Source organism: Chryseolinea serpens (genome assembly GCF_900129725.1).
GTDB classification, from domain to species: domain Bacteria; phylum Bacteroidota; class Bacteroidia; order Cytophagales; family Cyclobacteriaceae; genus Chryseolinea; species Chryseolinea serpens.
Window position 1 is genome coordinate 1,064,913 of the sequence record NZ_FQWQ01000001.1, and the last position, 26,216, is coordinate 1,091,128.

Genomic DNA, 26,216 nt, shown 5'->3' on the forward strand with positions numbered 1-26,216 from the left:
AGCCGCTTCCTATTCGAAAGCAGCTTCTTTCCGGGTACTTTATTCGTTATTTCAATTCGATCGACAATGTGATCATCGCATTCAGCGCTTTGGAGATCGGGCAAATGCGTTTTGCATTTTGTGCGATTTCTTCAAAAGTAGCGGCATCGATCTTGTCCACCTTCCCTGTCAGTTTTAAATTGATCTGGGTGATGCTTCCATCTTCAAATACAACCTGCGCTTCAGTATCCAGTTGCGTGGCCTTGTAGCCCGCGGCGTCCAGGAGGAAGCTCAGCTGCATGGTGAAACAGCCGGCGTGGGCTGCTCCGATCAGTTCTTCTGGATTTGTGCCTGCACCATTCTCGAATCGGGTCTTGTAGGAGTATTGTGTTTTGTTCAATACGGTGCTATCGGTGGTCAGGCTTCCAAGACCGTCTTTGCCAGTACCTTGCCATTGTGCTTGAGCTTTGCGTGTAAATTTCATAAGGATTTTAGTTTTGTTTTGTGATGTTTTACGTCGTTGATGGCTCAAAGGTGGCGGCTTGCGCATGATAAATCAAATTAATAATTTTACGTCATCATAAATAAAATTTATAATCCATGACGCTGCAGCAGCTTCGATACATTGTTACTTTGGACCAGGAACGGCACTTTGCGCGGGCGGCCGAATTGTGTGCCGTGAGCCAGCCTGGGTTGACCATCCAGTTGAAGAATCTCGAAACCGAAATCGGGGTAAAGATCTTCGACCGGTCTCGCGTGCCCCTCACCCCTACGCCCACAGGGGAAGAGATCATCGAGAAGGCAAAGAAGGTGCTGCGGGAGATCGACAGCATTCAGAACCTGATCGTCAACAAAAAGAACGACCTGCAGGGAACGCTGAACGTGGGCATCATCCCGACCCTGTCGCCTTATCTTGTGCCGCTCTTTATCCGCCAACTGGAGCGGGCCATGCCCAAAATGAAGTTTGCGATCCGGGAGGCCTCCACCTACGAGCTCATGCAAAGCCTGGAGACCGGCCGGGTTGATGTGGCGATCATGTCCACTCCTACGGGCAATCCCAACCTCAAGGAATTTCCTTTGTTCCAGGAGCCATTTGTGGCCTATCTCTACCCACACCATCCGGGGCTTAAAGAGAAAAATTATCACCTGCGTGAACAAGACAAATTGGAGTTGCTGCTCTTGCAGGAAGAATATTGTTTCAATGCACAGCTGCTCGACATCTGCAGCCGGGGAAAGAAGAAAGTACAAGAGCAGTCGCTGTATGAGATCAATTCGATCGAGACCTTGAAGAACCTGGTCCGTGCCTCGTTGGGTTTTGCCATTGTGCCGTGGTTGTCGGTGAGGCACGAATTGCAGGAAGGTTTTTGCAAGACCTTCAAAGAGCCTGTGCCCGTCCGGGAGATCAGCCTGGTGGTGAGTGATTCGTTTACGCGCAAGCTCTTGCTGGAAAAAATGAGCGAGGTGATCTGGAAATGTCTGCCGGAAGCCTTGAAAGAAAATCACAAATACAAACGGATCAAGTGGAACGACTCCCCCTATTTCATGAAGATTCTGGAAGGTTGATCGGGATACAAAGACCGGTCAAAAAAAAAAAAAAGAAAGTCCCGGTTACACGCCGGGACTCGCTATAGAACGTGAGATTTTTTTCGTGACAACAAATGCAATATGCGGGTATCAGAATACATAAAATACGCTCGCCTGCACCGTGCTGTTCCGGAAATCATTTTTCACAATCGACGATTGAAAGTCGCCTACATCCGACAGACCGGCCACGTATCTTGCACCGATGCCCAAGCCGTTCTTTGCTTGAAAGCCTAATCCAGCCGTTACGCCGAAGTCCAGTTTCTTTGCAAACTGACCGTCTACTAGTGATTTATCAAGGTCTTCTTTCATGAGCGCGCTTACCTGCGGACCCGCTTCGAAGTAGATGCCTGAGTTGGTGCGATACTTTAAAAGTATGGGAACGGTCATGTAATACAGTTTTATACTTTCCGTGTCATTCAGCACTCCTTTCAGTTTTGCGCCTTGCAAGGAAAATAGGAACTCCTCTTCAATGGACAGACGCTCGTTCAATTTGAAGTTGACCAAACCACCTGCATGGAATCCTACCAAGCCGTCGGTTTCAAAATCGGCGTTTGCAAAATTACTGTAGTTTACTCCGGCCTTGACCCCGAAGCTCAACCGCTTGAAAAGATCCTTGGTGAAACTTTGACTAAAACAATTGGAGGAAGAGACCAAGACAAAAGAAAAGATGATGAGTTTTTTCATGATGAGTTTAATTGGGTATGTGATACTGTCGTTAGCGTCATTTTTAGCAAGCCACTAACTGCTTACCGGGGCAAAGTTGAGCGCTTTGCGTATGGGCCGGAAGTGAAGACTAACCGAAACGGACAAAATTGGGGCGTAAACGGAAAATCCAGATTTGAAAAGTCATAACCAGGGTCAACCAAATCCGTAAGAAATACAGGATACCCTATCAGGGCTACCATCAGCCGCAGGAGCAACCAACAAAGATGTGGGGGGAGTATTTTCGCTGCGTAACGACGAGCTTTTTACAAAATGTGCGGAAGTCCTTCGTCATGTCGCAGGCACAAGTTTTTTAAAAACCTACGCCAGCGGTTCAAGACATCCCGAGTTTCGAAAGCACTGAAACTGGATAACGGACGCACGAACTAAAACGAAACCCGGCAAACACCGAATGCGGCGCCCCCCATTCAAATGCATCACCACACAGATTCAACGAGCCATCCGCGGGGTTCCTTGGTTAAGTGCGAAGATCGAGGAAACTTGTGCCTGCGGAACGACGTGCTTTTGCAGAACGCGCCTAAGTACTTCGCGTGTCGCAAGCACAACCGATCAAATTGCGCCCTTTTACTTTAACCTTGCGGCGGTTTCGGATGCTGCTCCTGCTTTCTGAATTGGCTAAACAAATTATCGAAAGCGAGCACGACAAACAAAGTGTTGACATAGTCGAATTCGGTGCCGGAGTTGCGTTGTTGGATCACGAACAGGTAAGCCGGCGTGACCTTAATGTTTTTGGCGATCCCGTAGCTGAACCCTGCATAGAGCCGGTTTTGATCAAAGACATTGGGATTGTGGCGCACGGCCTTGCCAAATTGCAGCATCACTTCATCGTAGACAATGAGGCTCAGGTTTTTGCCTTTGAGCCAGGCGGCTTTGATGGGTTTTTCGAGCCGCGCCATGTAGCGGAAGCGCCAGTTGGGCTCGTAGTCGCCGGTGTTGGTGAGGTCGCGTACGCGGTACTCCATGGAGTAGCGGTTGCTGTAGTTGAAGAAGCGGAATTTCTGTTCGTGTTCGAGGCGCACCGTGTAGCGAAACTCTTTTACTGGCGGGCGCTCCAAATCGGAGGGCTTGGTGTAGAGCGTGTAGGTCTCGAAATAGCCGAAGGGCGAGAGGGACACTTTCAGGTTGTCGCTGACGTGATAGTTGAACCAAAGCCAGTAGCTATTGTACTGTGGCGCCTGAAAGATGTTGGACGACTCATCCGCGCTCTGGCTGCGGTGTTGGAACCATAGTTCGGTCCTCAGGCGGTCAGTGATCTTATCCCCCAGCGCAATCCTCCCCCAAAAGACATTGTGGTGGTAGATGGTTTGTGAATATCCTGTGGAGATACAGAGGGTCAAAAAAACGAGTGTTATCACTCGCAAAATGGTGGTCACGGAATGCTAAGCCTGTTTATTTGACCAAAGTAGTGGTTTCATGACGCCCAACAAAATGCCGGAAAACAGGGATGTGCTATAGCGTCACAAACCCGTTTGATTTCAAAGGCCGCATGGAAATGATTTTTTGCCTGACGACAGTTGTATAAACATCAATTTCGGGCATTTCTCTATCGTTGGGCATTTCTCACTCTTATCCATCCATTTTTGTTAGAATACCTGGAAGTCCAACGCTGGAGCCGGTGACACTTCACCGGTGTTTGAAACGCTTTTTTCAGGTTTTTGTCATTTCCTGCGGTCACTATCCACCCAAAACCTATACACATTTCACATTTTTTTCTCAAATCTTACAACCGCATGTCTATGCGCTATTTTGCCGGAAGGCGCCCATTGCGGTCGGCTATTTTTGCTTCGCTTTAATCTAAAATCACATGATCGTTTTTGGCCACAACTCTTTTTTACTCAATGCTTGCAAGCCTTCGCAGTTGGGTCTGCCTCCCGAACTTGACAAGCAATTCACCATCGAACGCCGCCAGCGGTATTTTCATCTTTTCTGGATCCCCTTTTTCGGGATCGGCAAAATATGGGCACTCCGAAAACCCGGCGACAGCAACTTATACAAACCAACGACGGAGCTGGAGAACGTTTTGAATGCGTTGCCCTTCCAGGAGAAGACGCCGTGGTATACGTTCGCGCTATTCTTTATAATCCTTGCCGGAGGAATCATCTTTTCGATCTCCGAAAAGGTCAATAGCTACCAGCGAGGCAAAAGCCAGGAACGCTACATGGCCGACAAAAATGAAGGCCTCGCCAAAGCCATCGCTTCGCCACGTCCGTTTCAATATTACGACATGCTGGATAAGGCCAGCAACAGTCCTTTTTATCTTAAAGTGGTTAGCAGCGATCAGAACTCTATTCTTTTTTTATTCCGGAACGACCAGAACTTCAAATACGACAACTTTGATTTGAGACTGCTTGAAATGTTTTCCAGCGACACCTTACATCGTTCCGACACGGTGCGGGTGAAGAAGGCCGACTTGTTGAAAACCCTGTACACAGACAATGAATATAATGCTGACGGTTTCGAAATCATTCCCGGTAAGGGGAAGGCCGTGCTCAGCGAAATGCACGAATTCCCCAACCCGGTACTCAAAACCGTGAGCTCTGCTTATCAGGAGGGAAAGTTTCTTGCGGTCGTGCAAAACATCGGCGAAGCCGGGGTCTACGAAGGGATCGATGTCCAGTCGACAAACGTTGCCTTCCTGGATGATATCGCTTTTCCCAAGGAAGTGAAGGCGAGAGAGTATATTGTTCTCACCGGAACGTATACCGGCGAAGAGCCCACGCTATCGGCCAACGTGAACTTCAAAACAGCAAAAGCCGATTCTGTAAAATTCGATTTCCATATATACGGTTCCAGTGTCAGTCTTAACCCTTCCAGACAATGAGCTTAGGCAGGATCATTTTTACAGCGTTGAGCGTTCTCATTCCCGTAACGTTCTATGCGCTCATCCCCGTTGATGTTTACGAACGTCACGACATGTTTTACAGCTTTGCGGCAGGCTTCTTGTTTTTCGGGGCCTTGTTTCTGGCCCTTGGCGATTTCCAATCGATCTATGATCTGACGTCGAAACCTGAACCCGGCGAAGAGGTTCCGCCCTTGCGCAAACTTTCGCCCTTTGCTGTGTTGCCTGCCTTTGTGCTCGTGTTCGTGCTGGTCTTTCACCAATCGTCGCGAAAGGATGATGAGTTGGCGGCCTATGGCCGGCTCACCAAGGGCAAGATCGTGGGCGGCAAAGCCACCACGACCACACGACGGTTTAAAAGCAACACCACGTATAGCATCAACGTGATCTACGCGGATAGTCTCGACCGCCAGCACAAATTTGAAGAAAGCGTGAGCGGATCCGACTTCAACGATCTTTATGAAGGCGCCATTGTGGATGTGGTCTACTCCAAAAAGCATCCGGCATTGGCCAAGGTGGTGACGGATGTGAAGGACTTGAAAGCGTATGTAAATGTCCCTTCCGACACCCTCACGATCGGCCACCTCATCGCCATCCTGGAAGGCAATGTGCCGAAGGACTCCATGGTCAGCTATTTGAACTCCATCAACTATGAATGGACCGGAGAGGAAAGCGGCTATTTCTTCTCGAACGAAAAACTGAAGATCGCCATAAAGCTTTTTGAAGACAACAGCGAGTTGGCCTACGTGGAGGAGTACAACATGATGGCGGTGGGAAGAAGCGAGTTCGCAAGTAAACTTGCCAAAGCCGGTTTCAAGAAAAAGGCCTCTACGGTGAATGGTGAGTCACAAGAATTCTATTATAACGACAAGTATATCATTTCAGAAGAAACCAAAAGGGCCGAACGCAATAATTCCAATGAGATGTTTAACATCGATGCCTACCGGATCTTCCATGTCGTGCGGAGTGATGAGGAAGGTAGCTGACGATGATCTTCATTCTTCGATAAAAAAAGAGGCAGTCTTAAAAGGACCGCCTCTTTTTTTTTGTGAGCATTGATGGCGTCGTCTCTAAATCTACTCACCGCCCTCCGCTGAAGCTTAGGCGGCCGTCGAAATCTTATTCGGGCTGCGTCACATCTTTCGACCGCAGCATGTCCCAGATGCGGGCGGAGGCGCCGTGATAGAATCCCACTTCCATTTCGAAGTCTTTGGGATTTTTAAACGTACCAAAAATGATGTCGAACAAGGGAAGGTCCGAGTAATTGGAGCGATGAATGCCACGCGCATGATGATAGCTGTGGCTCTCGGGTCGTTGAACGATATAGCCCAGCCATTGAGGTGTTTTGATATTGGCGTGCTGGAAGATGCCGAGGAAATTTGTGCCCAGTACCATGACCGTGGTGGCCTGCGCAGAAAGGCCCGCCACGAGGCCGAAGCATATACTGCCCAGGACAGCCCAGCCCATCATGTCGAACGGGCTGAAATAAAAGGCACCATAGGTATCGAGCCGTTCGGCGCTGTGATGCATTTGGTGGAAGGTCTTCCACAGAAAGTCGGATCGGTGCAGGGAATAGTGCCAAACAAAAACGCCGAACTCATAGAGGAGCACCCCCACAACTCCGCCCACAACAGCCCCCAAGCCGGTGAGATCAAAAAATCTAAAGGGTTCCAGGTAGGGAGTGATGAACATCGGCAGGTAGGTGGTGAAATAGAAGAAGCAAATAAAGACGACGATTCCCCGCAGCTTCCAATATTTCACATGCGGAAGCTTTCTTCCGGGGAAAACCGCTTCCCAGATCATGAGGGCGGCATACATAGACAACAGCATCAGGGAAACGGGGTCCAGTAAAATTTCGAGGGGGGTTGGCATAATGACTTTTATTTTTACAACTGGAGGGCGTAAGTTTTGAACTTACATTGGGAGGACACGAAAAAAACTTGAATTTATTTTCCGGAAAACGTCCACGGCACTTCCTTTTCCGGGGTGTAGCGACAGAATAGACCTGTTCTGATCGAGCGTGACAGGTGTTTACCCAGGGCCGGATGAGCGCCCGCGATCTTCTGTATCGCATTGCGGATACGCCAGGTAACGGCCGAGCGGGCCTTCTCTATGGAATCATGACTTTTCCGTATGCGTCCTTTGATGCCGATCGATGCCGACAAGTGCTCGACCAGGTGTTCATACTCGCGGCTTAGCCTGGCGCGTTGCTCGTGATCGTTATTATTTTCGGAAAGGCTGATCTCTTCCTGCAGTTCCTGGATACGTTGCTGATACGACCGGCGCGCCTTTTCGTCGAACACGAACTCGGGGGTTGTGGCGAATCCGCTTCCCATGAGGGCCGTGCAATGAAATTCTTTTCCCGGGTGCTTCAGCATCGTGGCCAGGTCCTGGAATCCCTTTGCCGCGGCCAGGCGAATGGTGTGTCCCTCATAGGTGATTTGCCAAAGACCATGCTCTTCAAAAAAGCTATTTTTGAGAACGGTGGGCACTACTTTCTGGAACACCCGCGAAGAAAAGGACACCTCGCTCCCACTGATAAATTTCCAGAACGGCTCCATGCGCGAGCGGCCTTTATAGGGATTCACGTTGATGACCCATTGCAACGCCTGTTGCGGATCGACCTCGGCGCCGTGAACTATTTTCTTTTGAAATTCGCTAAGGAAGGCTTGCCAGCTCTGGTGCATTTTTTCGAGATCGCCGACAGCGTAGTAAGCTGCGGCCATCATGTTCGGAAAGTCCACCCACGGCGCCTTCTGGGTCGATCCCAGGGCAATGCACCGCTGGAAGTCGCCTTGTTCTAATGCGATGTGGGCGTGTACGTGGCGGTGAAGTTCGGCATACAAAGGGTTTCGTTGGATGACTTTGTCGAACAGGCTGGCGGCCTCATCGGCATGGCCTAAAAAAACAAGACAGGAAGCAATTTGGATCAGCGTGTCGGCGTCGTTGCCGTTGAGGCGGAGGGCGCGGCGCAGATAGTGTTCGGCGGTTTCATATTCGCCTTCGTAAAGGTGCACCCTTCCCAGCACGAGGGCGGCCACATAATTTTGTTCATCCAGTTCGATGGCTTTCTGCGCCCAGTCATAAGCGCCTTTGTGCGACATGTCCCAGCGGTCCCACAACTGGCAGCTCCATTCGTTAAAATAGGTGAGCGACATGCCGGAATAGGCCAGTGAGTAGAGCGGATCGATGGCGATGGCGTGTTCAAAGTGCTGCCGGGCATAGCCGTCGGCTTCCACGGTCCCTTTTTTTATTTCCTCCATGCCCATGAGCCAATGCTCATAGGCCGAGAGTTGAAGCGGATCCTTCTTGCGGATGCGCGCCAGGACGTCGGTGTTCAATTGCATTTGAAGGGTGGACACGATCGCCGTCAACACATCTTCCTCGAGGGCCACGATGGAATCCTGGTCACCTTCATAGCGCTCGGCCCAGACCACCTGCCCGGTGGTGTTGTTGAGCAGTTGTGCATTGATGCGCAAGGTGTCGGCCTGAAAACGGAAAGATCCCTTGATGGCATAATCCGAATGATCGCCCGGGGCCTGGCCCGACTCCCCGCCGACGATCCCGAACTGGCGAAAGCGCGAGAGTTCGGTGAGCAAATCGGTGTAGAATGTCTTGCAGAAAATATCCTGGCCGTCGGCTTTGGTCAGGCTCTCGAAGGGAAAAATAGTAACGGTTATCTCCTGGTCTTTATACATATCGCAGCGCTGGGTTAGGCTGGCGTGTGCCATTGCCATGTCGTCTTTCCCTACGATCCCCGCATCACATGGTTATTCAAAGATAGTAACCAAATTGTTTCTATCCGCAAGCTTTTGGCCGGTCGCGTCAGCCCAATCCCACTGGCCGGAGGGCCGGCGTTGTCCCTGCACAAAATGAATTTGCCTTTAAACTTTGCGCCCTTTCCATCTTTGCGGTTTAAAATATTTTCGCAAATTGAACCTCCTAATCCAAATGTTGACCCGCAATGGTGCGCCCGGCTTGTGTCTTTTTCTTGTTCTGGATGGCAACCTCCGCCTGGGCCACCTCCCCCACAGACAGCCTGCGCAATGCTTTGCAAAACACCACCAACCCCGAAGAGCGCCTGAGGATCACGATCGCCCTGGCCGACAGACTCTATAACACCGATCCCCTCCAAGCCCTGGAATACGCCGACGAATCGATCCAACTCGCCAAAAAACTAAACTCCGACTCCTCCCTGGCCAGCGCCTATTCCTCGCAGGCGAAGACGTTTCTACACCTCGGAAACTACTCGCGGGCACTGGAGGTCTATCAATCCGTGATACAGCTCGCTGAAAAAATGGGCGATCGCTACTGGCAGGCGGTGGCCTATGGCAACACCGGCAGCATTTATTATTATCAGCGCGACCACGCCAAAGCCTTGAAATACTACCTGCAGGCGTTGGATCATTTCGCCGCCATGAACGCAACCCACGACAGCAAGCGGATGCTGCGCAAAGCAAACCTGCTCAACAACATCGGCATCGTCTACGACGAGACCCGGGAATATGAAAAGGCCACGCGCTATTATGCCGAAGCCCTGGCGTTGAGCCGGGAAATGAAAGACTATGAGATCATGGCCGACGTGTTGAACAACCAGGGCACGGAGGCACGCGATCAAGGCAACAATGCGCTCGCCTTTCAACGCTACAACGAGGCTCTGGAGGTTCGAAAAGCAAACCACGACCTGCTGGGCATGGCACGCTCCAGCCACAACCTGGGAAATTTTTATCTCGACCACATGAACGACGATGCCGTTGCCGAACGCTATCTGAAAGACGCCATCGCCATTGGCCAACGCATTTCGGCATGGCAGACGGTGAGCTCTGCGTCGGGACTGCTCTATGGATTGTATAAGGACCAGAACCGTCACAAGGAAGCATTGGAGGCCTTGGAGTTGAGTCATCGCATGAGCGACAGCCTCTTCAACGAGCAAAGCACGCGCAAGATCGCGCAGTTGGAAATGCAGTTCGAGTTCGACCGCAAGCAAAGTCAACTGCAGGCACAACAGAAAGAGAAGGAGCTTTACTTTTGGTCGGGCGCTGCGGTGCTGGTGTTGTCGCTGGTCATCGTGTCGCTGCTGTTTGTGTTGCAACGCAATAAAACGCGACGCTCGGAACTGGAGCAGGCGCACCTGAAGCTGGAAAAGATCAACCTGCAGAATGACCTGGTGCTAAAGGACAAGGAACTGGCCACGAACATCATGTACCTGCTCAACAAGAATGAGTTGATCAACACCATTTCGGAAAAGGTGCTGGACATCAAGCAGCAGGTGGGCCCGGAATTGCAGGGGCCCTTGCAAAAGGTAGTGCTCGACCTGCAGTCGAACCTGCAACCTGAACTGTGGCAGGAGTTTGAAGTCCGTTTCCAGCAAGTGCACGAGCATTTCTACAAAAGCCTGCACGAAAAATTCCCCGACCTCAGCCCCCACGAAGTGCGCCTCTGCGCTTTTTTAAAGCTGAACATGACCACAAAGGAGATTTCGGCCATCACCCACCAGAACGCCAAATCCATTGACGTGGCCCGCACGCGGTTGCGCAAAAAACTAAATCTGACCGGCACCGAACACAACCTGGTGACCTTCCTGTCGCAGATCGACAAGGCCGGGTAAAATTCCCGATGTCCACCGGACCCTCAAAATTCCCCTGATTTCGATGTTGTAGTGATTTTGTTAGGATGAAAAAAGCCCTGTTGTAGTGATTTTGTAGCAACGGGTCTTCATTTTCTTTTCAAACCGTTATTCGTACTTGCTCCTACCTAAACCAACGCCACCGGACCGATGACCAAGCGGAGCAAGACCAAAATCCCCGAAGAGCCCCTTCGCGCCACCCAGGGCTCTGACGATGAGAAGATCCATAACCTCATCAAACAACGCAAGCTACAGCAGGACGCCCTCACGAAAATCATGAAAGCTATGGACCGGCTCACGGGAGGCGACAAAAAGAAACGATAGAACTCATTAACCTAAACCTTATACCTAAACCTCATTACCCTAAGCTCATTAACCTAAACTCCTAACCTAAACCTATGACAGATTATTTACGAACCATGAAGAGAAGGATTCTCCTGTTGGGAATGCTCCTGTTCTGTACCACCGCAGGGTGGTCGCAGGTGTACCAGCAGAGTGTCCGTCAGGGCATGGTGAAGGTCAAGCTCACTCCCGAGATGGCCGCCACCCTGAGCCAGTCGCGTCTGCGGCCCGGCACCACCCTGAGCACAGGCATTCAACCCCTTGACGTCGCGGCGCAACGCACCGGCGCAAAAAATATGTACCGGTTGTTTCCCTACAATGCAAAGATCGAATCGAAGCTGCACAAACACGGACTAGACCTGTGGTATGTGGTGGAGATCGACGAAAAATCGAATCCCAAGGACGCCGTAGCCGTCTACAAAAAAGTGAGCGGCATCGCGCTGGCGGAAGTGGATCATCAAAAAGTGGTGAGCCCTTTCCAGGTGCAGGAAGCCAAAGGCAACCCCGTGTCGCCCATGGACGCCATGCCTTTCAACGACCCCTACCTGCCCTCGCAGTGGCACTATCACAACACCGGCCAGGGCGGGTATAGCGTGGGTTGCGATGTGAACCTGTTTGAAGCGTGGAAGGTCACGGCCGGCAAACGCGACGTGATCGTATCCATTCACGACCAGGGTGTCGACATTGCGCACAAAGACTTGGCGGACAACGTCTGGACCAACACAGCTGAAGCCAACGGCGCACCCAACGTGGACGACGATGGCAACGGCTACATCGACGACATCCACGGCTGGAACTTCGACAACAACACCGGACAGATCGATGCGCAGTTGCACGGCACTCACGTGGCCGGTACGATCGCGGCAGTGAACAACAACGGCTTCGCGGTCTCCGGTGTGGCCGGTGGAACGGGAAATAAAGACGGTGCGCTGGTGATGTCACTACAGACATTAGGTGGCGGCAGCTTTGAGAGCTCTTATGTATATGCGGCTGCCAACGGCGCGGTGATCTCGCAAAACAGCTGGGGCTATACCAGTCCCGACTCCTACGATCAGTCGGTGCTTGATGCCATTGATTATTTTATCGCGGAAGCCGGCAATTATCCAGGCAGCCCAATGAAGGGTGGCATTGTGATCTTTGCTTCGGGCAACAGCAATACGGATCAACCTTTTTACCCGGCCTATCACCCCAGCGTGTTGGCCGTGAATTCGATCGGTCCCGATTTTAAGCGTGCTTATTATTCCAACTATGGCACATGGACAGATGTCACCTCAACGGGTGGTAATACCGATCTCGGTGGAACGAGCGGTGTGTTGAGCACGCTGCCCAACAACAAGGTCGGCTACCTGCAAGGCACCTCGATGGCTTGCCCGCACGTGTCGGGTATCGCCGCCCTGGCGCTGGCCAACCGCACGCACCAGATGACGCCTGAAGAACTGCGCAACAAGATCGTGACCGGTGTAGTCGACATCGACAGCTACAACCCCGATTTCGCCGGCTTGCTTGGCGCGGGTCTTACGGATGCCAAGCTGATCATCCAAAACGACGCCAAGATCGCTCCCGCAGCCATTGCCGATTTGAAGATCACTTCGATGGCGCAGGAATCGGCCAATCTTTCGTGGTCAGTCCCCGCAGACGAAGATGACGGGCGGCCGGTGAGCTTTACCGTCTACTATCAAACCAGCCCATTCATGGGAGGCAACCTAAGCCAGGCCGACAAGGTATCGTTGCCCAGCAAACATGCTGTGGGCGAAACGGTGACGCTAGAGGTCACCGATTTGTCCGGTCTCACAACGTATTACTTTAGCGTGGTGGCCATCGACCGGTGGGGCAACGCTTCCGTGCTTTCCAACGTCGCGACCAGCACCACCAACGACGGACCCGTCATCGCTGTTGACGACGACAGCAAAGCGATCAGCCTTTCCATCGACGCCAGCAATGGCACGTCGGCAACGCATCAGCTACAGCTTTTAAACAACGGCGAAGGTTTTCTGCGTTGGTCGGGTATCACGCGCAACAAGGAACATAACACGACCTTCCTGGCCACCGGTTTGAATTATCCCGTGGTCTCGAAAGTAAAAGCCGCGAGCACGGCCACGCTGGTTCGTCGCAGTGCGCGCTCCGCATCGGCTCACCAGAACAAAGTGTCGACGATGGCCTTTGACGGCGCCGAGATCAGCTACGGCTGGAACTGGCCCATCTACATGATCGGTGAGACCGACACCACGCTGACCAATTCGTCGGCGACAAAATTCCAGGTGATGGACGATGCCGGGTTCAACCTGACCCACGCGCAAATGTGGCTGCGGCAAAATCCCAAAAATGGTCCCATCATCGTAGAGATCTACAAAGGTGAGTCTCCTACAAAAAAGAACCTGGTGCTGGCACAGGAATACAACATGCCCCAATCGGAGTATGACGACAACCAGGTGATCCAACTCACGGAGCAGCTCTTCTTCGAGAAAGGCGAAACGTTCTGGATCGTGTTCCATGTACCGTCGGGCATTCTCTACCCGTTGGGTTTGGCTGAGGCTCAGAACACCTCCTACGCTGCCAATTGCCTGATCTCGTTTGACCTGGGCACCACCTGGGCATCACTGCCCCAGACCCTTCATGACGACCGTTATGTATGGGCCACGGTGGCTACGTCGTATAGCGAAGATCTTGGCAAATACCTGACGCTTGAACCCGCCGAGGGCGAATTGGAAGGTCACACTTCTTCCGACGTGTTGTTGACCGCCGACGGATCGCACCTGATGAACGGCAGCTATGCCGCCAACCTCATTCTCCAATCCAACGACAGCAAAACAAAAGAGCTGCGCATCCCGGTTGACCTCACGGTTACAGGACAAGCGCCCGTGCTGCAGTCGACCGACTTGTTGGATTTTGGAAGTGTGTTCTATGGTAAGGCAAAAGAAATGACGCTGACCATCAGCAACGCCGGCTATGGCAACCTCGAAGGACCGACGGCAACGTTGTCCGATCCGCAGTTCGAGATCGTGGGCGGCGCGCCGTGGCAGATTGCTGCGCGTGATCAAGTGGATTTGTTGATACGCTTTACGCCGACAGGGCCGGGCAACGTCAATGCCACGCTTAACCTGACCTCGGGTGACTACACCTATACCGTCGTGTTGTTTGGTGTGGGCACGGAGGCGAGCAAGATCAAGATCACTCCTGTTACCCAGACCATCGACAACCTGGTCCTTGGCAACCAAGCGAAGGCCACCGTGAACGTGGAGAACACCGGCAAGTTCGCATTGAAATATTTTATTCCAGGATTTGATAGCAAAGGCGTGAGTGCAGACTGGCCCGAGGCCTATCACACCTACGGCTATGCGAAGCACAATAGTGTGAACGATCCGAATCCTATTGCGTATGCCTGGACCGATATTTCGGGTACCGGTACAGACATCACATCCTATTTCAAAAAAGCAGGAAACCATCATTACGAAGTGGGACTGGATTTCGATTTCCCGTTCTATGCCGAGAAGACCAACAAAGTGTACATCACCCCCATGGGGATGATCACGCTGGACAACACGGTGCCGGTAGTGAATACGCCACGCCTGCACGATTCCTATGGCCCCATCGCCATGATCTGCGCAACCGGCTTACACTTCCAATACCTGAACAGCGGAAAAGTATTTTACCAAAAACAAGCCGATCGCCTGGTGGTGCAATATGATCACGTGAACGAAGGCGAGATGTTTGATCCCCTGACGTTCCAGATCGTGTTGTTTGACAACGGTAACATCCGGATGTATTACAACGATGTGAACGATGATCCCAATTATATGCTTGCTGCTGCCGTGCTGGTTGAGGACCGTGCCAAAGAGGACGGCATTTTGTTTGTCGATTGGGAACACCCCTTCCCCTGGCAGGACGGCATGGCGTTCGGATTGGATTATCCGGGGCCGAGCATTATTTCCAGTGTGGAAAATGGCTCGGGCATCATCATGCCCGGTCAATCGGAAGACGTGGTCCTGACGTTGGATACGAAAGACTTATATGAAGGGGTTATCGACAAGAACATCACCTTCGTCAACAATGATCCGTTCAATGGCGCCGTCACGGCCAATGTGAAACTGAACATCACCTCGGGAGGCCATGCGAAACCCGTGGTATCGACCACATCGATTGCTTTTGGCAACGTCTTCAAGGGCGCTATCCGGTCGGAACAGTTTGTGGTGCGCAACGAGGGCACGGCCAACCTGCAAATTACCAGCGCGGTTGTTCAACTCGGGCGGTTCACGCTGACCGGCCCCTCGGCCATGACCCTGACGCCAAAACATGCTGCGATCTATCAAGTGAACATCCCCACGGGAACACTCCGAAGCTCGCTAACGGACAAGGTCATCATCACCTATGCCGACGGCAGCAAGAGCACGATAAGCATTAGCGGCAGCGTTGTGGCAGCGCCTGCGATCACGGTAGACCTTACGGCGGTAAACGAAACGTTGGATCACGGCCAAACAAAAGCCCTCCCCTTCAGCATCAAGAACACCGGTGCGGCGGATCTCGAAGTGGCCGTGAGCGGCTCGGAATGGGCCATCACCAACATCGCTGAAGTTGCCGTGACGTCCACCACCATCCCCGACAACACCTATACGTGGAAAAGCTCGAAAGACGAGGCAGGACCCGCGTACCAATGGGTTGACCTGGTCGGCAAAGGTGAGACCGTCGACTTAGATGCTGCTTATAATTCGGAAGATGATTCGAAGTACTGGACCAAAGTCGATCTGGGATGGACGTTTAAATTTTACGGCGAAGATTATACATCGGTATACATCGGTCTGAACGGTGTGATCAGCTTTGATGCCGGCCAACCGAATGCCTTCTGGTCGCAAAGCCTGCCCACGGCCGACGCGCCGAACAATGTGATTGCTCCCCTCTGGGTACCGGGTGGATTTGACACCTACTACAACCCGGAAACGTCGGGCATTTTCTATAAGGTCTACGATGATAAAATCATCATCTCCTACGAGCGCATGACCAACGCCTTTGGCATGGGTGATCCCGTTTCCGTGCAAGCTATTCTTTACAAGAACGGAAGCATCAAATATCAATACCACAACACCGGTATGCCCGAGATGGTATCGCAATTCGCTTCGATTGGGGTGGAGAACAAAACCGGCACCGAGGGCGTACAGATCTCGGGTTATCACAACCTGGAGATCCCCGAAGAAGGCCTGGCCTATGTGTTGAGCCCCGCCACGAAGCGCACGCTCCCTGCCGGCAAAACGTTGAACGGCACGCTGACACTGGACGCCACCAATTTGTTTGCCGGCGAATACAAGACTTCCCTGCACATCAACTCCAACGCGCCCAACCGCGAAAGCCTGGACAAGCCGGTGACCCTTACCGTGCTGGGACAAGCCACGTTCACCGCGGATGAGGTGATCGACTTCGGAGAAGTGATGGCCTACACAATCCCCTACGACGACGGTTCAACCGGACCGATGGGCTATCAAAAAGAGTTCACCGTCAGCAACACCGGCACGGCCAGCCTAAACCTGAACAGCCTTGTCATGGAAAGCGGCGACGGCACCATGGCCTTGGAAGTGCTCGTGAACGGCATGTGGGGCCCCGAGTGGACCCCGGTGGAATGGCTCGGTGCTCTGCCCGCCATACTGCCCGAGCAAACCGTGCACATGCGCGTTGACATCGCTCCCGATGGCAGCGTGGCAACCCTCACCGACAACGTGGTGATCACTACGGAAACCGATTCTTATAAAATTCCGGTGACGGGAACCGTGGTCAAACCACCTGTACTCGATGTCGACAAAGCGCCCGTGAAAGTATCGTTCAACCTGCCCACTGAAACAGCAGAACGCACCGTCACGCTTGGCAACCCCGCCGGAGAGTCTGATCTGAAATATGAACTGAGCATCGACTACAAACGCGCCCCTCAAACCGTGACAACCGCCAGCAGCGAAGCCATCGTGCTGCGTGCAAAGGCGGCAGTATTGTCGACGGAGAGCGCGCCATTGGAGGTTGCACCGCTGGATGCGACCGACTTCAATCGCGTTTTCCAATTTGAGGAAGCGGAGAAAGCCGATGGCTATCTCGGGTTTAGCGGCGCTGAGGAATTCACCTCGTCGACCCGCTTTAACGGCGGCGACAAGGGCTTCAACCTCACGCACGTGCAAACCTATTTCCGTCCCACGGAACTGACGACGGGCACGATCGAGGTCGAGATCCGGGCCGGTGGCACGACCGTGGTGAATGCGGTTTCATTGCTGAAAATGAACGCCACCTTCAACGCGCCGCCTCCGGGCGGAGGCCAATGGATCACCATTGCCCTGGACAAAGCACAGCGGATCCTTCCGAACGAAGATTTTTATGTGCTCCTGACCTTCCCCATGGAACTGCAACACCCGCAAGGCTTTGTGAAGAATTCGGAGCTGTCGGAAAACCGTTTTATGTTTTTGAGTGAAGGCGTTTGGGCCGACCTTCAAACCTATCCGTATGCCGACTTCCATGACTTTGGATGGGTTGTGCGCGCAGCCGAAGCCAACTACGAGTCATCGGCCTGGGTATTCATTGAAAACGAAACGTCGGGCACGCTGACAGCAGACGATAGCCACTCCGTGAACCTGAAGTTTATCGGAGCCCCCGCGGTGGAAGGTGATCAGAAGGCAGACCTCGTGGTACGTTCCAACGATCCCTACAAATCCGTGGTCACCATTCCCCTGCAACTGCACCTGAACCAGGCGCCGCTCTTTACCGGCTTGCCCACCGTGATGAAGTCTGTTGCAGAAATGGAGACACTGGACATGACCCTGACGGTGAAGGATCCGGAAGACAACACGTTTACAGTGACGGCCGCGGCTACCTATCCCAGGCTGACGTATTCGGTTACCGACAATGTATTGACCCTTCAATACAAACCGGACTACACCGACGCCGGCACGCATGAATTTGTATTCGAAGCGAAAGACGAATTTGGTGCCAGCCGCACGGTGGCCGTCAACGTGATGGTTGACAATACCAACCGCGCACCGAAGTTTGCAGGCACCACGCACGACCTGAGCTACAATGGCAAAGGTTCGTTTGACGAACAAAGCCTGGCCACCTTCTTTGCCGATCCGGATGGCGATGCGCTCACCTTCACCGTATCGACCGGCGACGAGGCCATTGCCAACGTGTTTGCCGCTGACGACAAATTCATTGTGAAGCCCATGGCCGTTGGCGAAACCAAGCTCGCCTTCGCCATCACCGACAGCAACGGCGCCGTGTTGAAAGACACGCTCACCGTGACGGTGAACAACATCCTGGGCACAGAGCGACCTCTTGACCAAGGTCTGAAGGTGTATCCCAACCCTGTACAACACACCGCCCATGTACTGCTGAGCAGCGAATGGCACGGCAACCTGGTGCTGGAGTTGATGGACGCAAGTGGAAAACTATTCCTACTGAAACAGACTGAAGCCACTGCCGAAGGCTTGTTACTGGATGTATCGTCGCTGCAAAAAGGATTCTACTTGCTGCGCGTGACGGCCAAAGACAAACATGGCGTTGTGAAGCTCATCAAAGATTAAACCAAACCGGGAGCCTAAACCCCACCTACTCGGCCGGCGCTGCTCAGGCGCCGGCTCGGGTTAAAGGTCCCCTAACCCTTAACGAACATGAAGAAGATCTTACGTACAATGTTTCCCCTGTTGCTGGTGGCGATGCTCGCCGCCTGCCACAGTGACGACCCGGAAAGTGCTTTTGAAAAAAACGTGAACGCCCTGACCTCCACGGCGTGGACGCATCCCACGGTGACCAACAGCACCGACGGTGACCTGTCCGACAGCTATGCCGGCTTTGCCATCCTGTTCACCAAGAAGGAAGCGAATGGTTTTGCGGGTACGTTTGTTATTTCCAATGGCGGTTATGCCTTTACGGAAGTGACGGGTCAATGGAAATTCAACGACGCCCAGACCGAGTTGCAATTCGATTCGGGCAAGACCATGACCTTCACCGTAGACGAAAAACACTTGTCGCTCGATTTCACCGTCGCTCCTCCCACCGGGGGGAGAACGGACGGATTGAGCGGTCATTTTACCTTTGCCTTCACGAAGTAAAAACCAGCCAACCGTTGTTGTATTTTATCCTAGGCCAGGGGGCGGCGTACGTCGCTTCCTGGTTTTGTGTTTCTGCGCGGTGCGTTGGTTTAGGATGCTGCGCCAACTTCCCTGCGGGCGGCATGCAAACGCCAGCGTTTTTTCAGTTATTTTTGATTAGAAATGCCCAAGGATCGGATCCGGAAGGATGCCGAACGTTTGAAGTAACGCGGTAACCATGTCACCACTCACCTTCTTTAAGAACATCGCTTGGTACGGCACCTCACCCCGCTTCCCGCATTGGAAGAACCGGACCATCATCAACACCAACGGCATGGCCTTTATCCTGGCGGCCATCGCGGGACTGCTCACGGCCGCTACCGTCGCGACCCATCCGTTCGAGCCGGGGTTCCTGGTGCTGATCTTTATGACCTTGTTCAATGCCTTTCTCCCCTGGATCAACAAAGCGGGACACTATACCTTGAGCCGGCACCTGCTCACGCTCAACGCCGTCATCGGCGCATTGACCATGACCCTCCTGCGCAAACTCACCCCCGGTGGTGAAGAAGCCATGAGCCTGTTCTATCAACCACGGGCCGCGATGTTGGTCATGGCCATTATTCCCTTTGTGGTCTTCCATTTTCGTGAGCGCCGCCACCTGATCATCAATATGCTGATCGGCTTTCTGGGCCTGTTCTTCTTCGATCCCATACACAACCTCTTTGGCGTAGGTTACTATCAGCTCGGTCATCCCGAACCCGATTATTATTTTACGAACGTGATCTACTTCTGCCTTTATTTTTTTGTGGTGATCGGCGTCGGTTTTCTGAAAAGGATGATGGAGACCTACGAGCGGAGGAATGAGGAGCTGATCGAAAAACTGAACACCGCCAAACGCCAGGCCGAAGCCCAAAACGAGCAACTGGAAAGCAAGCGCTATATCCTCAGTCAACTGCTCGACAAAAAAGACAACGACCTGACCGATATCACCGAAGAACTGGCGCGCTACAACCAGGAGCTGATGCAATACTCCTACACCATCTCCCACAATCTTCGCGGCCCCGTGGCCAGCATGCTGGGTCTCCTGGAACTGCAAAAATTGAACACCGGCGACCTGGACACACGGGAGTTGCTGGACCACATGGAGAAATCCGTCCTGAACCTCGACCACATCATCCGCGACCTGAACCGCATTGTGGACGAACGGCAGAACAAATTTCACGTGCGCGAAGATGTGAGCCTCGAAACCGAAACCCACCAGATCCTGGCATTGCTGGACGACCACATCCGCGAGCACGGAGTGACTATACGCAAAGACTTCAGTCGCATGCCCACGGTCTTTGCCGTGCAGGCCCGGGTCAACTACATCCTGCAGACCCTCATCTCCAATGCCATTCAATACCGATCGCCCGACCGCCCGCCGGAGATCTGGTTAAGTTCATATCCCGAAAACGGCTGTGCCGTGATCGAAGTGCGCGACAATGGACTGGGCATTAACATGAAGCGCTATCACGAAAGATTATTCAAACCTTTTCAACGTTTTCACCCGCATGCTTCCGGAAAGGGACTAAGTCTGTATCTCGCAAAACTCCAGGTGGAAAAGATGTCGGGCAGAATTACCGTGGAGAGTTCGCGGGATATCGGTACTTCTTTTAGGATTTATTTGGAGCATGCTTTAAAGGACAAGGCCTGATGTGCAGGCGGCAAGGACGCTGTCATGTCGAAGACGGCAAGGACCGCGTCATGTCGCAGGCACAAGTTTTTTAAAAAACTACGCCCGCAGTTCAAGACATCCCAAGTTTCGAATGCGATGAACGCGGATAAGTTTCGCACAGAATAAAACGAAACCTGGCAAACACCGAATCCACTACGCCCGCTTCAAATGCAGCACCGCACATCCAATGTGCGCCGAACCGCACGTCATGTCGCAGGCACAAATTTTCTAAAAACCTACGCCCGCAGTTCAAGACATCCCGAGTTTCGAATGCAGTGAAACTGGATAAGCTTCGCACAGAATAAAACGAAATCCGGCCAACACCGAATGCGCCCCGCCCGCTTCAAATGCGGCACGGATCCAGTGAGCTTTCCACGGGGTTCCTTGAAAACGCGTGAAGCCAGAGGAAGTGTGTGCCTGCGGAACGACGTGCTTTGTCGAACGTGCGAAGTACTTCCGTAAAAAGAAAGCCGGCAAACACCGAGTGCGCCACGCCCGCTTCAAATGCAGCACAGATCTAGTGAGCCTTCCACGGGGTTCCTTGAAATCGTGCGAAGCCAGAGCAAGTGCGTGCCTGCGGAACGACGTGCTTTTGTCGAACGTGCGAAGTACTTCCCTGTTCTACTTCTTTTCCGGCTTCAGCCACACTACGCGCTGCAAGGGTGTGTGCTCCTTTCCGATGATGTCGCGATAAAGATCAGGGCGGCGAGCCTGGATATACCGATAGCCGCCGGCTTGTGTAAGTTTCTCTGGGGTTAACGTTGCTGTCACGACGTCATCGCCTAACGTTCTGCATTCGGTGAGGATGTCGCCAAAGGGGTCGAGGATCATGGAGCAGCCGTTCTTTAGCTGGTCGTCGTCCATGCCGATGGGGTTGGCAAACACGGCGTAGACAGCGTTGTCGTAGGCGCGTGCCGGGAGCCATTTCATGAGCCAGCCTCTGCCCTTCATGCCATCGAACTCCAAGCGCAGTGACGTGGGATCTTTTTCGCGATTCCTCCAGAGGGCTGGGTCGACAAAGCCAGCGCCGGGGCGCGTCGAGGGTGTGCACATGGTGACGTGGGGCATGAAGATCGCCTGCGCCCCCAGCAATGTGGTGGCCCTCACGTTCTCGACAATGTTGTTGTCATAACAAATGAGCACACCAAATTTCCATCCTCCCCATTCAAACACCGTGTAGGCTTCACCGGGCAATAAATTGGGATTGATAAAAGGATGTAGCTTCCAATGCTTGGCCACCAACCCATTCTTGTCCACACACACATATGCCTTGTGCAGTTGGTCATCCTCATCCTTTTCAAACAGACCTGCCAGCACGGCAATATCATATTTCCGCGCAATCGCCCGAAGCCGTTCTATCGAAGGCCCCTGCGGTATATACTCAGCCAGATCCAACATCTGCTGCCGCGACAAATGCCGGGCAAACGTATAGCCGGTCACCGAGCACTCATGAAACGCCACCATCCGCGCCCCCTGCCCCACCGCCTTCGCACACAACCGGTCGATCACATCCAAATTATAATCCTTATCCCCACTCCGGTTCTCAAACTGAGCTGTAGCAATTTTTATATCTTCCATGATTTTATATTTTACATCCCACGCCATTGTTGGAGTCCTTCTCCAACAACATCAGCTTCATCCATCATTCCCAACACCGCCAATAACATCCCTTCGCCGTTGTTGGAGTTCTTCTCCAACAACATCAGCTTCGCCCATCATTCCCAACACCAGCCAATAACATCCCTCCGCCGTTGTTGGAGTTCTTCTCCAACAACATCAGCTTCACCCATCATTCCCAACACCAGCTAATAACATCCTTCCCCCACTACCGCACCGCCGTACTCACCAAATACCACGCCGCATGCGGCAACCACTGCTCCGCCCAACGCCAATCATCATCCTTCCCGGTCTTCAGATAGCTCAAATCATAATCAATCCCATCCTCATCCTCAAAGCCCCCGGTGATACCATTGCAAATACCACCCGGCGCATTCGTGTATTGATACGTCCCGAAGAACATATACGCAATGTTGTTGCGCCCGGTTCCCTGCAGCATGCTGGCATCATATGGATTTAATCCGAGAATCCAATTGAGTTGATTCCAGGCGTAGGTCTGTAGTTGATTGTGGAAAACGGCATCGTCCTTAAAGTAGGGTGCTGCCAGACGGGCTGCTGTGGCAAGCGATCCAAGGCGCGCATTTTCACCTTGCCACCAGGGCGCTGCTTCGGTATCATGTGGAAAGAAAAAAGTAGTACGCTTTACGCCGTCCTTGTTTTGTACGAGTTGTCGTGCATAGCCAAAAGGGTTGTTGATCTCGCGGGTCACTTCCAATTCGAACGCGAGTGACTTCCGCACCGTTTCCAACACCCTTTTCTTTGCTGCGTCATCGGCGACAGGAAGATAGTTTAAGAGCGATACCACAGGCAGTCCTGCGTCGGCGGCGTGAAAGAACGGGCGAACGCCATCGTCGGCGCGCCAATAGTTTTTATAGGTGCCCGTGGTGGTGAGACGGTCCATCAGGTTTTTGGCGCGTTTGTCGGCCGTTTGTTTATAGACGGGTTTCTTGGTGACCTTATAAAGTTCTGTGGCGGCCATCAAGGCACAATAGTCGTCCAGGATGTTCTCTTTGCCGTCGTTTGTATACGCCACGTTGTTCTTCTCCAGAAAAGCAAACGCGTCCTCTGCTGCCTTCAAATAGTCGGCCGAGGTAAAATCGCCCGAAACCGGGTACGTGCTGGCCATGGCGAGCGCGGCAATCGATACACCGGCACCCGCGCGATAGCTCACTTCATAGGTTGCCTGGTTCTGAACACTCTCGATGTTGCCGTAGTTGGTCTTGTCTTTTGTTTCGATGGTTTTGATGGCGTAGCCTTTGTGGTCTTTGCCGATCTTGCGGTCTTCCGGCTTCTTCTCCGGACCGGGGCCCGACACCGAGCGATAGAAAGACCCGTTCGGGTTTTTGACCCGCACCAGGTAATCGGCGCCAAACATGGCTTCGTCCAGGGTCTTGCGCTTGTATTGTTTGAACGCTACATCGTTGCGGGCATCCATGAGGGCATAGGTTCTGAAAAGGCTCCACACGGAGAGTGAGATCTGCTGTGGGTTGAAGTAGGTTGAGAAGGAAAGGTGCGACAAGTGCTTGCCATAATCGCCGGTAGCATCATACCAGCCGCCATGTGCGTCGACATGCGTTTCGGTGTCTTCCAGTTTCACGTTGCGATCGGCTTTGTCGAGCAAGCCTGAAGCGCGTTGGCCTTTGAAATAATACACGACGTTCGACAGGGTGTTCCGTTCCAACAGGTCTTTCTGGATGACAAACGGAAAGGATTGGATGGCGCCGCTGTTGGTGGCACACTCAATGATGTAGGTACCTTCTTTTGTCACGCCGTCGAAGTCGATGGTCCAGAAGTGCCAGTCCTTCCATTTTTTCACAGGGCCGGTCTTGGTAGCGTTGCCGGAAAAGACCGGGGTGTTGGTGGTGTAGTCTTTTATAGAAAAGGCAGTCACCTCGTCGGAGGCTTGGCCTTGTATGACGGCGTGTTTCGGGCCGGTGGCTTCGTAGCCGAGGTGGTTGATGAGCACTCTTGCCTTTTGGGCAAAGGTGGTTTGTGTGATGAGCACGAAGAGGCTCACTAAAAGCAGGTGCGCGAGACGGGAAGATCTTTTCATATGTAGGGATTGAATTTCGGATATAACATTATTCATGTTTCGCACGAATTCAAATAGCGGGGAGAATAATTTTTTTTTAAAGGGATGAATGCGCAGTAGAAATTTGGTACCGTTCTCTTTGTGCGTGTGCATGTGTGAGAAATACATTTAACCGTCTCGCCTTCCGCAAAGCTTCGGCAAGCGAAGAAAGACAGCAGAGGCGCAGGAGATTTCGGCCTGCACTTTATATCCTTGTGCTTCGACTTTTGTCGATACAGGATTCCTTACCAGCGTTCGGTGTGTGCGTGTGCACATTTCTTTAAATCGATTGGAAATTGTTTTCCTACCGCACAAAAAATATTCGGGCGATTCGGCACAGTAATGTGGGACAATTCCACAGCAGAATATTTATATTCGTCGTGACAGTACGATTCTGTCGTTTTCGTTCTTGACAAGTCCTAACCACTAAACCTATATGTTAAATCGTAGACAACTCATCCAACGCCTTTCCGGCTTTCCCCTGCTTGGCGGGCTGTTTGCTGCCACGTCCCTTCCCACGCTCACGGTTGCCGGCACACCCAAGCAGGCTCCCAAGCGCGATCTTTATAAAGAGCTTGGCATTCGCACCTTCATCAACGCCGCGGGCACCCTCACCTTTATGACCGGCTCGCTCATGCACGACGAAGTGCTGGACACCATCACGGGCACCGCCAAAGACTTCTGCATGCTGGACGAAGTGCAGGACAAAGTGGGCGAACGCATCGCCAAACTGGTCCATTCCGAAGCCGCTGTCGTCACCTCGGGAGCCTTCTCGGGAATGACGCTGGGATTGGCGGGTATCCTCACCGGTATGGACCAAAAGAAAGTGCCGCAACTTCCCCACCTGGAATACACCGGCATGAAATCGGAAGTGATCTGCCAGAAGGCACATGACATTGGATACAACCAAGCCTTGACCAACACGGGTTGTAAGATCATACAAGTAGAGACCGCCGAAGACGTGGCCAAGGCCGTGAACGAACGCACCGCCGTTATGCACTTCCTGAACATCGAAGCCGACAAAGGCAAGATTCAGCACGAAGAATGGGTGGCCCTCGGAAAGAAGTATGGTGTCCCTACCTCTATCGACATCGCTGCCGACGTTCCACCCGTGAGCAACCTGTGGCGCTTCAACGACATGGGCTTCGACTTCGTGGTCGTCTCCGGTGGCAAGGCCATGCGCGGTCCTCAAAGCGCCGGCATCCTGATGGGCAAGAAAGACCTGATCGCTGCAGCCCGCCTGCACATGGCTCCCCGCGGCTCGACTATCGGGCGCGGTATGAAAGTAAATAAAGAAGAGATCCTCGGCATGTATGTGGCCCTGGAAAAATATGTGAACGCCGACCACGACAAAGAATGGAAAGAATGGGAAACGGCGATCGCCGTCGTCCAAAACGCCGTGAAGCCGCTCAACGGGGTGACCACTGAAATCCATGTTCCGCCCCTGGGCAACCATACCCCTACCCTGCGCATCGCATGGGATAAAGAGAAAGTGAAGACCACCGACAAAGAGCTGAAGGACGCTTTGCGCGCCGGCTCCCCTTCGATCGAAGTGGGCAATGCCGGCGAGAATGCCATCAACGTGACGGTGTTCATGCTGAAGCCCGGCCAGGAAAAGATCGTGGCCACGCGTCTCAAGGAAGAATTATCAAAAGCTTCCGCCTAGCGAACGA

Annotated in this window: 17 protein-coding genes; 10 read left to right on the top strand and 7 right to left on the bottom strand. The window is 52.7% G+C overall.

The window, feature by feature from the left end; translation table 11 throughout:
* Nucleotides 1–46: 46 nt before the first annotated feature.
* On the bottom strand, nt 47–463 hold the full coding sequence (locus BUB30_RS04155; protein ID WP_073131339.1) for an OsmC family protein: 417 nt from the start codon (nt 461–463) through the stop codon (nt 47–49).
* A gap of 116 nt (nt 464–579) precedes the next feature.
* On the opposite strand from BUB30_RS04155, the gene BUB30_RS04160 reads away from it, so the two are divergent.
* Complete coding sequence (locus BUB30_RS04160; protein WP_073131341.1) at nt 580–1,542, top strand: LysR family transcriptional regulator; 963 nt, start codon at nt 580–582, stop codon at nt 1,540–1,542.
* Between the two features lie 111 nt (nt 1,543–1,653).
* Here BUB30_RS04160 and BUB30_RS04165 read toward each other — a convergent pair whose 3' ends face one another.
* Nucleotides 1,654–2,160 (bottom strand): porin family protein, encoded by a 507-nt coding sequence (locus BUB30_RS04165; RefSeq protein ID WP_245804088.1) that lies wholly within the window; start codon nt 2,158–2,160, stop codon nt 1,654–1,656.
* Here BUB30_RS04165 and BUB30_RS35565 point away from each other — a divergent pair.
* Complete coding sequence (locus BUB30_RS35565; RefSeq protein ID WP_245804097.1) at nt 2,077–2,415, top strand: hypothetical protein; 339 nt, start codon at nt 2,077–2,079, stop codon at nt 2,413–2,415. The genes BUB30_RS04165 and BUB30_RS35565 overlap by 84 nt on opposite strands.
* 440 nt (nt 2,416–2,855) lie before the next feature.
* Here BUB30_RS35565 and BUB30_RS04170 read toward each other — a convergent pair whose 3' ends face one another.
* The gene (locus BUB30_RS04170) at nt 2,856–3,623 is read right to left on the bottom strand and encodes a DUF2490 domain-containing protein (protein ID WP_178377017.1); all 768 of its coding nucleotides are present in this window, start codon (nt 3,621–3,623) and stop codon (nt 2,856–2,858) included.
* 467 nt (nt 3,624–4,090) lie between these two features.
* Between BUB30_RS04170 and BUB30_RS04175 the strand changes: the two genes are divergently transcribed.
* Both BUB30_RS04175 and BUB30_RS04180 read left to right on the top strand, forming a co-directional pair.
* Complete coding sequence (locus tag BUB30_RS04175) at nt 4,091–5,107, top strand: hypothetical protein (RefSeq protein ID WP_073131349.1); 1,017 nt, start codon at nt 4,091–4,093, stop codon at nt 5,105–5,107.
* Nucleotides 5,104–6,111, top strand: a complete 1,008-nt coding sequence (locus BUB30_RS04180) for a hypothetical protein (RefSeq protein ID WP_073131351.1) — start codon at nt 5,104–5,106, stop codon at nt 6,109–6,111. The genes BUB30_RS04175 and BUB30_RS04180 overlap by 4 nt, the downstream gene beginning before the upstream one ends.
* A 133-nt stretch (nt 6,112–6,244) precedes the next feature.
* Here the strand turns inward: BUB30_RS04180 and BUB30_RS04185 are convergent, their stop codons facing one another.
* Both BUB30_RS04185 and BUB30_RS04190 read right to left on the bottom strand, forming a co-directional pair.
* Nucleotides 6,245–6,997, bottom strand: a complete 753-nt coding sequence (locus BUB30_RS04185) for a sterol desaturase family protein (RefSeq protein ID WP_073131354.1) — start codon at nt 6,995–6,997, stop codon at nt 6,245–6,247.
* Nucleotides 6,998–7,071: 74 nt separating this feature from the next.
* Entirely contained in the window at nt 7,072–8,823 is a 1,752-nt protein-coding gene (locus BUB30_RS04190) for a tetratricopeptide repeat protein (RefSeq protein WP_073131355.1), read from the bottom strand.
* A 302-nt stretch (nt 8,824–9,125) separates the two neighbouring features.
* On the opposite strand from BUB30_RS04190, the gene BUB30_RS04195 reads away from it, so the two are divergent.
* The 5 genes from BUB30_RS04195 (at nt 9,126) to BUB30_RS04210 (ending at nt 20,834) form a co-directional block, all read left to right on the top strand.
* The gene (locus tag BUB30_RS04195; RefSeq protein WP_178377018.1) at nt 9,126–10,733 is read left to right on the top strand and encodes a tetratricopeptide repeat protein; all 1,608 of its coding nucleotides are present in this window, start codon (nt 9,126–9,128) and stop codon (nt 10,731–10,733) included.
* A gap of 168 nt (nt 10,734–10,901) precedes the next feature.
* Nucleotides 10,902–11,075 (top strand): hypothetical protein, encoded by a 174-nt coding sequence (locus BUB30_RS35055; RefSeq protein ID WP_178377019.1) that lies wholly within the window; start codon nt 10,902–10,904, stop codon nt 11,073–11,075.
* Nucleotides 11,076–11,170: 95 nt separating this feature from the next.
* Nucleotides 11,171–18,634: a S8 family serine peptidase gene (locus BUB30_RS04200; protein ID WP_178377020.1), complete on the top strand. Its 7,464-nt coding sequence runs from the start codon at nt 11,171–11,173 to the stop codon at nt 18,632–18,634.
* A gap of 87 nt (nt 18,635–18,721) precedes the next feature.
* Entirely contained in the window at nt 18,722–19,162 is a 441-nt protein-coding gene (locus BUB30_RS04205) for a hypothetical protein (RefSeq protein WP_143164757.1), read from the top strand.
* 217 nt (nt 19,163–19,379) lie between these two features.
* Nucleotides 19,380–20,834, top strand: a complete 1,455-nt coding sequence (locus BUB30_RS04210; RefSeq protein WP_073131363.1) for a sensor histidine kinase — start codon at nt 19,380–19,382, stop codon at nt 20,832–20,834.
* A 642-nt stretch (nt 20,835–21,476) separates the two neighbouring features.
* On the opposite strand, the gene BUB30_RS04215 is transcribed toward BUB30_RS04210, so the two are convergent.
* Together BUB30_RS04215 and BUB30_RS04220 are read right to left on the bottom strand one after the other, a co-directional pair.
* Nucleotides 21,477–22,433, bottom strand: coding sequence for a nitrilase family protein (locus BUB30_RS04215; protein ID WP_073134773.1), 957 nt, complete (start codon nt 22,431–22,433; stop codon nt 21,477–21,479).
* A gap of 247 nt (nt 22,434–22,680) precedes the next feature.
* A complete protein-coding gene (locus BUB30_RS04220; protein ID WP_073134775.1) occupies nt 22,681–24,525 on the bottom strand; it encodes a glycoside hydrolase family 9 protein in 1,845 nt (614 codons plus the stop codon).
* A 454-nt stretch (nt 24,526–24,979) separates the two neighbouring features.
* On the opposite strand from BUB30_RS04220, the gene BUB30_RS04225 reads away from it, so the two are divergent.
* Nucleotides 24,980–26,209: an aminotransferase class V-fold PLP-dependent enzyme gene (locus BUB30_RS04225; RefSeq protein ID WP_073131364.1), complete on the top strand. Its 1,230-nt coding sequence runs from the start codon at nt 24,980–24,982 to the stop codon at nt 26,207–26,209.
* Nucleotides 26,210–26,216: the final 7 nt, after the last annotated feature.

What these genes read in the sequence shown, in the direction of transcription:
- BUB30_RS04155 (WP_073131339.1), bottom strand. Translation starts at nt 463, where the DNA reads ATGAAATTTACACGCAAAGCTCAAGCACAATGGCAAGGTACTGGCAAA.
- BUB30_RS04160 (WP_073131341.1), top strand. Translation starts at nt 580, where the DNA reads ATGACGCTGCAGCAGCTTCGATACATTGTTACTTTGGACCAGGAACGG.
- BUB30_RS35565 (WP_245804097.1), top strand. Translation starts at nt 2,077, where the DNA reads ATGGAATCCTACCAAGCCGTCGGTTTCAAAATCGGCGTTTGCAAAATT.
- BUB30_RS04175 (WP_073131349.1), top strand. Translation starts at nt 4,091, where the DNA reads ATGATCGTTTTTGGCCACAACTCTTTTTTACTCAATGCTTGCAAGCCT.
- BUB30_RS04180 (WP_073131351.1), top strand. Translation starts at nt 5,104, where the DNA reads ATGAGCTTAGGCAGGATCATTTTTACAGCGTTGAGCGTTCTCATTCCC.
- BUB30_RS04185 (WP_073131354.1), bottom strand. Translation starts at nt 6,997, where the DNA reads ATGCCAACCCCCCTCGAAATTTTACTGGACCCCGTTTCCCTGATGCTG.
- BUB30_RS04190 (WP_073131355.1), bottom strand. Translation starts at nt 8,823, where the DNA reads ATGTATAAAGACCAGGAGATAACCGTTACTATTTTTCCCTTCGAGAGC.
- BUB30_RS04195 (WP_178377018.1), top strand. Translation starts at nt 9,126, where the DNA reads ATGGCAACCTCCGCCTGGGCCACCTCCCCCACAGACAGCCTGCGCAAT.
- BUB30_RS35055 (WP_178377019.1), top strand. Translation starts at nt 10,902, where the DNA reads ATGACCAAGCGGAGCAAGACCAAAATCCCCGAAGAGCCCCTTCGCGCC.
- BUB30_RS04200 (WP_178377020.1), top strand. Translation starts at nt 11,171, where the DNA reads ATGAAGAGAAGGATTCTCCTGTTGGGAATGCTCCTGTTCTGTACCACC.
- BUB30_RS04205 (WP_143164757.1), top strand. Translation starts at nt 18,722, where the DNA reads ATGAAGAAGATCTTACGTACAATGTTTCCCCTGTTGCTGGTGGCGATG.
- BUB30_RS04210 (WP_073131363.1), top strand. Translation starts at nt 19,380, where the DNA reads ATGTCACCACTCACCTTCTTTAAGAACATCGCTTGGTACGGCACCTCA.
- BUB30_RS04215 (WP_073134773.1), bottom strand. Translation starts at nt 22,433, where the DNA reads ATGGAAGATATAAAAATTGCTACAGCTCAGTTTGAGAACCGGAGTGGG.
- BUB30_RS04220 (WP_073134775.1), bottom strand. Translation starts at nt 24,525, where the DNA reads ATGAAAAGATCTTCCCGTCTCGCGCACCTGCTTTTAGTGAGCCTCTTC.
- BUB30_RS04225 (WP_073131364.1), top strand. Translation starts at nt 24,980, where the DNA reads ATGTTAAATCGTAGACAACTCATCCAACGCCTTTCCGGCTTTCCCCTG.